At 47.0% G+C, this 4,673-nt stretch carries 5 protein-coding genes; 2 read left to right on the top strand and 3 right to left on the bottom strand.

Features of this window, described 5'->3' with window-relative positions:
* Positions 1 to 89: 89 nt before the first annotated feature.
* From GPL15_RS10470 to GPL15_RS10460, 3 genes are all read right to left on the bottom strand, one after another.
* Complete coding sequence (locus tag GPL15_RS10470) at positions 90 to 1,796, bottom strand: DUF5722 domain-containing protein (RefSeq protein WP_215698625.1); 1,707 nt, start codon at positions 1,794 to 1,796, stop codon at positions 90 to 92.
* 193 nt (positions 1,797 to 1,989) lie between these two features.
* Positions 1,990 to 2,985 (bottom strand): spore photoproduct lyase family protein, encoded by a 996-nt coding sequence (locus tag GPL15_RS10465; protein ID WP_215698624.1) that lies wholly within the window; start codon positions 2,983 to 2,985, stop codon positions 1,990 to 1,992.
* Positions 2,986 to 3,145: 160 nt separating this feature from the next.
* Positions 3,146 to 3,469, bottom strand: coding sequence for a hypothetical protein (locus GPL15_RS10460; protein WP_215698623.1), 324 nt, complete (start codon positions 3,467 to 3,469; stop codon positions 3,146 to 3,148).
* 488 nt (positions 3,470 to 3,957) lie between these two features.
* Between GPL15_RS10460 and GPL15_RS10455 the strand changes: the two genes are divergently transcribed.
* Both GPL15_RS10455 and GPL15_RS10450 read left to right on the top strand, forming a co-directional pair.
* On the top strand, positions 3,958 to 4,167 hold the full coding sequence (locus GPL15_RS10455; protein ID WP_215698622.1) for a hypothetical protein: 210 nt from the start codon (positions 3,958 to 3,960) through the stop codon (positions 4,165 to 4,167).
* Positions 4,168 to 4,469: 302 nt separating this feature from the next.
* On the top strand, positions 4,470 to 4,673 hold a 204-nt coding region (locus tag GPL15_RS10450), incomplete at its 3' end, for a hypothetical protein (protein WP_215698621.1).

The following is a 4,673-nucleotide window of genomic DNA, read 5'->3' as shown; positions in this document are numbered from 1 at the left end:
CTGGGCCCGTCCGCATCCAAACATCCAGTCCGTCCCCTCGTCCCGCTTTCCTGCGTAACTTCCTCAACTAAATAAAGATTTACAACTCACTAATTTTCATTGTATTTGAAGTTCGGGATCACATCCGACCACTTGTTAATTCCTATAATGGGTTTTGCAAATTCAGTAATTCCAACGGATTCTTTCTTATTATCAATCCATTTGAAAACCGTCCAGATCTTCTTGCGCTTTGTGGGGTTTATCTGGTTTGGTGTGTTCATATCGCATTCCCAAAGGCCGAAATTCAGGGAATCTTTCGCTTCTGCCGGAGCGTCTACCTGACGGCTCATGATAAATGCATCGATATACGGATTGTTATCCGTGATGTAGTAAGCATAGGCAAATGCCGCTGCCTGAAGATCCGTATTCTTTCCTCTTGTGGCGCTGTGGGAGGTGAAGCCCTGCTCGGAAAGGATTACGTGTCTTACATTTCCGTCTGCCATTCTCAGCTCGGGGAGCTGAAGGTAGTCGGTCAGCACGCTTAAATTGCTGAAATTGATAACCGGGGATGACGGATCATTTTTAATCAGTCCGGTCTGGTCATCATCCCAGAATTCCGGCTCCGTCAGCGGGATGGAATAGGGATGGTAGGCCAGGCCCCAATCCATCTGGCCGCCGATTCTTACATTCCGGTTGAACACGTCTACAATGTCTTTGGCATTGTATTTCAAACTTCCGTCGGCTTCATAGTTCCAGTTATAATCTGTGGAAAAATACACCCGGTCGCTTTTGTTGGTGCTTTTAATTGCAGTATAGAACACCCGGAACGCCCGCTCGTATTCCTTAACATAGGTTTCAATATCCATCTTGCCCATGTAGTTCCAGTTCAGGTTATTGTTAATTTCATTGCCGATAATCCAGTTGGATACTTTACCGTGCATGGAGGAATGATCGCCGTAACGGTCCGCCAGGAAAGAGGCGATGGCTTTTACCGTCTCAAATCCTTCTTTAGTAGAAACATTGAAACCGTAATAATTAGCGGACGATGATTTGGTCACACCGGGATATACCAATTGCGGCGTGGCATCGTTCCATCCGTTTAAAATAACGGCTGTTACCAGCATTCCTTTTTCCGACATGCGGCGGATGGTGTAATCGTATTCTTCCATTAATTCTTTATTAAAATGATAGGTTTTTCCGTCGTATGTATAATCGATTCCGTTTCCCAAAATATGATGAAACGGGATGTTGACAATCACATGTTTTACTCCCAGTTCAAATGCGTCCTCCAACATGGGCTGTTCAATCAAAAGGCCCTTTTTTGTCAGCGGTGCTTTAAAATCATCCTTGTTCTTAGCAAGGACTTCCGGATTGGTAACGTGGACTGCATTGCTGACAGGAATATATTCCTCACCATCAAATACGGCTAACACAAATTTTGAATACAGCTTATCATGTTCCGTACCCAGGTTCAGAGGCTGGGTGAAGGAAACCGGATCTCCTTTGGTAATCCAAGCCGCATAGTCGGTGCGCCCTTTCAGGTCATCCTGGTATGGCTGCAGTTCGAACAGATACAGATAATTGTCATAGTAGGCCGGATCGGACCATGCGCCTTCCACTCCTCCAGCAATCTTGATCTGTCCATTCTCTATCAAGCAGCTGGTAAGCGCGGCCTGCTCCGTTGGCAGCGGTTTTTCTGGCGCCTGCTGCTCCGTATTCACCTGCGCGGCGCTGCTGCTCGCCACATTGACCGCGGCAAGCCCTGCTGCCAGCATCGCCCAGGCTCCTACCTTTATCCATCTTATCATTTTTTTCATTCTTGTTTGCCTCCTCAAATGCCTATAGTTATGATATGCCATGCTTTTACTATTATATGAGTTTACATAAGAAAAACAAGAGTGATTCTCCTTACTTTGTCTTAAAATTTCCTTACGCGGAAAATTATGGACCTGCTGCCGTCTTCCGCCAAATAGAAGACATGCCTAAAAATGCAGCAGGCCGTTTTGGACATCAGCTAATGTATAAAATCGTTACATTTCCCAGAATCCGGGCGATTTCTGCCCTCAAAAAACTTTCCGCCTCAGCCCTTTCATCTGTCCGGTAGCAGTATTTTCCCCTGCCTCTTCCCGTCATTTTTTCTTTATCATAGAGATCCGGAGCATTGGGAAATGCGTCGCCGTTAATGGCTCTGTGAACAAAACTATAGGTCATTAAAATGATCTCCAAGAACATCTGGGATTTCATTTTATCGGAAAGCTTCTCCTTTAGCTCCAGCAAAAGCCCGGTGTATAAATCCTTCCATCCGTCAACCAGGATCACCGGAGCGATTAAAAGCCCGCAGGGATAACCGGCCTCACACATCTTGTTGACCGCGTCAATCCGTTTATCCAAGGGAGATGTGCCGAACTCAATTTTACTGATTATGGGCTGGGGATTGACGCTCATGCGGAATATGGTCTTTCCCCGGTGATCCAGATTTAACAGCGGATCCACCATATGGAATTTGGATGGAAATGTGACTGCCCCTTTTCCTTTTTCCGCAAACCGTGGTATGGTCCACTCCAAATTTCCCGTTATGGTATTTTCCAAAACCAGATCGCTGTTGCTCCCTATTTCAAATGTCTTCGGCATATCACTTTTTAAAGAAGTGCGGATCAGACGGTCAAACATCTGTTCCCGGTTCACAAACAGCCTCAAATAGGAACATTTATTGTAATTGCACACCAAGTAGCAGTAAAGACACATGGCTGTACACCCGGATGATGTGTATGGAACCAAATAATCGGAGACTTTATGATTTTCTGTGTATTTATGGGTTTTCCTGATTCCTATGATCAGGTTTGACTTCATTTTTCCAAACTCTGAATTGGGTTTTTGCTGCATTTCTTCAATCCGGTTGTGGCTTTCTATGGGAATCCAGGGTATCTGGCCGAATTTCTCCTTCAGTTGTCTGCCCAACTGATAATTCAGGCTGTCGGGTTCATAATATACTGCGTTGAATTTCATTTGATCCGGCTCCTTTACATATGGCTTTTTATTTCAGTATGCAACAGGAAATGCATTTTATCCTCTTATGGAGCCGATATTTTCACAGGCTGTCTTTTTTAACATATATTATTGTAAATCCATACATTACGTGCGCCGCTTCTGCGGCAGAACGGAGTTTTTATGAGTGAAAATGACAACCCACGCAGCCGTCTGTGTAATGCCCTGTACTACGGACTTTGCTGTAACCAATATAAAAAGCCTTGTCCTCCGCCGAATCCATCCCCATGCCCGCCGCCTTGTCCTCCTCCACCTTGTCCGCCGCCACCTTGTCCGCCACCCCCCTGTCCTCCGCCGCCTTGTTCCCCGCCACCTTGTCCTCCGCCGCCCTGTCCTCCGCCGCCTTGTTCCCCACCACCTTGTCCGCCGCCGCCCTGTCCTCCGCCGCCTCCGCCTCCACCGCCGCCCTGCGAATGCCATAAACTAAAACCTCTGCCGAAACCACCGGAACCCTGCCGTATCAATCACATCCGTTCCGAATGCTGCAGGGAACAGGTTATCCATGCAGGAACTCCGATTATATTTGGCGAAAATACGTTTACATCAGGTTTCTGCATCGAACATTGCGAAAATTCACCCGGCTTTTTAATTAAAAAGGGCGGTGTCTATCAGGTTTCATTTAAATTCAATTATCTGGCCTGTTCCTGCGGAATCCTCGCATTCTACATCAAACCGATTCCCTCAACCCGCATTCAGGAGCAGGTTACAGTAGAAAATCAAATCGGAAACTTCTCCATGACCGATTTATTTACCCTTCTGCCAGGCACATTAATCGAACTGTGTTTCCTTCCATGCCCGGCCAGTACAGTTCATAAGGCAGTTATCACAGACGTGGTCATATCCATCAGGAAAGTTTGAAATCTTTATTTAACGAATTGGCAGAAGTTACGCCGTGAATCCTGGGGATGGGGACGGACGGGGGCGGAGGTTCGCTTGGAGGGGGGGGCACCGGGCGGAGCGGAAACCGTTGGCGATGAAAACCGGCTTCCAACCGTAAGTGAAACTAAGGCTCCAGGGACGGAAAAAGACGGTCCGATGCCCATTCACGGTAAACTCTTTATGGGACTTTACCGTTCAGTGGGCATCTCAGAAACTGATTTGGTTTTCAGTTTCTGCCCGTCTTTTTCCATCCCTGGAACCTAAGTTTCTCTAACGGTTTCCAGACGGCTTTCATCGCCAACGGTTTCCGCTCCGCCCGGTGCCCCCCTCCAAGCGAACCTCCGCCCCCGTCCGTCCCCATCCCCAGGATTCACGGCTGTGTACTGGCCTGACAAAGGATGAATAAAGATTTGGAGAAGGGAAGTGGAAAAGGCCAAAGAGCATTTGGTTGAGATATTGTTTGGTATTTCGTGCAGATTATGACATAGAGGTTTAAAGTAACTGATGTGGGGATTCACAGTAAAAGGTCAAGGCATTTTTGAAAATGCCTTGAGGGTTGATGTTAAATGGTGTGGGGATTTATATTAAAGGGTGAAGCCATTTTCGGAAATGCCTTCGCCCTTTATGTTAAAATTACTTTAGCCAGAGAAAACCAGCAGGAAAGCGGGAGGAGGGGGCGGACAGACGGCCAGATTTTTGGAAGGGGCCAGGCCGAGAGGCATCCGTCGGGGATGAAAGCCATCTGGAAACCGTTAGTGAAACTTAGGCTA

It is taken from the genome of Clostridium sp. MCC353 (genome assembly GCF_018785315.1).
Classification (GTDB): Bacteria; Bacillota; Clostridia; order Lachnospirales; family Lachnospiraceae; genus CHH4-2.
This window is presented reverse-complemented; position numbering and strand designations above follow the sequence as displayed.

What these genes read in the sequence shown, in the direction of transcription:
- GPL15_RS10470 (WP_215698625.1), bottom strand. Translation starts at nt 1,796, where the DNA reads ATGAAAAAAATGATAAGATGGATAAAGGTAGGAGCCTGGGCGATGCTG.
- GPL15_RS10465 (WP_215698624.1), bottom strand. Translation starts at nt 2,985, where the DNA reads ATGAAATTCAACGCAGTATATTATGAACCCGACAGCCTGAATTATCAG.